The 1,984-nt window shown below is 41.0% G+C and carries 2 protein-coding genes and 1 pseudogene; 2 read left to right on the top strand and 1 reads right to left on the bottom strand.

The genetic code is table 11. From position 1 onward, the window contains the following. A pseudogene (locus QUA83_RS30305) lies at positions 1-315 on the top strand (chemotaxis protein); the annotation flags it as partial. Positions 316-541: 226 nt separating this feature from the next. Here QUA83_RS30305 and QUA83_RS30300 read toward each other — a convergent pair. Continuing rightward, positions 542-712, bottom strand: coding sequence for a hypothetical protein (locus tag QUA83_RS30300; protein ID WP_333297909.1), 171 nt, complete (start codon positions 710-712; stop codon positions 542-544). Positions 713-1,331: 619 nt separating this feature from the next. Between QUA83_RS30300 and QUA83_RS30295 the strand changes: the two genes are divergently transcribed. Then, a partial coding sequence (locus tag QUA83_RS30295) for a CHASE3 domain-containing protein (protein ID WP_333297908.1) occupies positions 1,332-1,984 on the top strand: 653 nt, incomplete at its 3' end.

The following is a 1,984-nucleotide window of genomic DNA, read 5'->3' as shown; positions in this document are numbered from 1 at the left end:
GATATCAAGAATGCGATAAATTCCACCGTAACGGTGACAAAGGAAGGTACTAAAACAGTAGAAGAAGGAACCAAAATCAGTCAAGAAACGGCAGCAGCTTTCTCGGAAGTAGCAAATGCTGTTAACAATGTGGTATTGAACAATCAACAAATTTCTCTAACTGCTCAACAACAAGCAGTTGCTATTAAACAAGTAGTGGATACTATGAACAGCCTCAACCTATCTGCAAAAGAAACAGCTAGTGGTATTACTCAAACCAAAGTAGGCACTCAACAATTGAACGATGCAGCCCACAATCTCAATTCAATTGTCTAAAGGGTACTCAGTATTTTGGGATAGCAGACTAGCAATTGATAGCATTGAGTCAATCGATTTTAGATTTTAGATTTTAGATTTTAGATTCAAGCATTGACTTGCGCGAGATAAATACGTTCGGCAAGTTTCATCGGATACAGGTTTTTTATTTCTGGACGGATGAATCTGGGGGCTTGTATCCTGGATGCTTTCGGTCATGAATTGATCGGGCAGCCCTCCCAGCTTGTCAAACCTGCGGCATCCAAGTCACAACGATCGCAGGCGATGGCATCGCGACAGCCAGGGCGAGGGAATTTCTGCCCTTAAACAAATCCTCTTCTGTAACGGATGATCGAACTAACACCCGCCCGAACCGCATTGCTTGGACTAACAGCGCCGAACCCAGCACCAGCGTCACTACTATTTCTATAAGTTTGGAATATGGTCGCTTAACTAGGTTTTAACACGCTCTGCGATCGACTTGAACCCCAATCAATAGTGGGAAAGAAAAAGAGTGGGGGAGAGAATTTGACGATGTTTGGGTTTCGTTCTTCACTTTCCCGCTACAATCGAATAAACAGGATTTATGCAAAATCAAAGCAGGCAAAACAACCCTTAATCCTCAAGGCTTGACCTGCATCGCTTGCTCGACATTAAGTTTGGTCAGATTTTTGTTGATCAGTCTGCGTCAATGGTTGAGTTAGTAAAGCAAGGAAAGCAAAAAGAAGCACTGGAAGTTTTTTTCACGAAAAAACGGGCATTAATTATGAATTAGTATCAGGGATTAAATAACTACTTTGGTGAAAACCATCAGGAAATTATTGACGCTGCAACTTGCCCCACAAAACTCAACAACGAATCAAGGAGTATAAAGTGAAATGTGGCAAAATATTATTCGGCTTAGTAAAGTAGTTCCTTTGGGCTTCGGCTCCATTTTTTTGTTAATGATTAGCACCGGATTGGCCACTAAATTTAGTATGGATAATTTAGCCGAAGCTATTGAGTGGCAAACGCACACTTATGTAGTCAAGACAAATTTGCAAGCCCTAGAAAAAGATTTATTGGATGCTGAAACAGGGCAGCGGGGCTTTATCTTCACTGGTAAGGAGGAATTTTTAGAACCTTATAAAAAGGGTCAATTAGGCTTTTATACAAAAGTAAATGAGACAAGAAAGTTAATAAAAGATATCCCTGAACAAGTTAAAACTTTGGAGAAAGTTGAAAATTTGGGTCAGCAAAAACTCGATGAATTAGCGGAAACTATATCCCTGAAAAGGGCTGGGAAAGAACCAGAGCTAAGAGCCTTGGTGCTTTCAGGTAAAGGCAAGATATTGATGGATGAACTCAGGGATAAGCTGGCAGAAATGCTTAATGTAGAAGATAATCTACTGGTTCAAAGAACAAAAATAGCAAAACATTCGGAGCAATTAGCGACGACTGTTTCTATAGGAGGTACGGTTGTTGCTGTAGTATTTGGTTCATTTATTGTATTATTTATTTTTGCTAAAATTATCCGACCAATCAATGAGGTAGCAAATACGATCGCCAGTTCTTCCACGGAGATTGCGGCCACAGTTGAACAGCAGGAACGCACAGCCGCACAGCAATCGAGTTCTGTAAATCAAACTACAATCACAATGGATGAGTTGGGTGCTGCTTCCCAACAATCAGCCCAGCAAGCCCAAGCTGG

This window comes from Microcoleus sp. K1-B1, assembly GCF_036704705.1.
Taxonomy (GTDB): domain Bacteria; phylum Cyanobacteriota; class Cyanobacteriia; order Cyanobacteriales; family Microcoleaceae; genus Microcoleus.
This window is presented reverse-complemented; position numbering and strand designations above follow the sequence as displayed.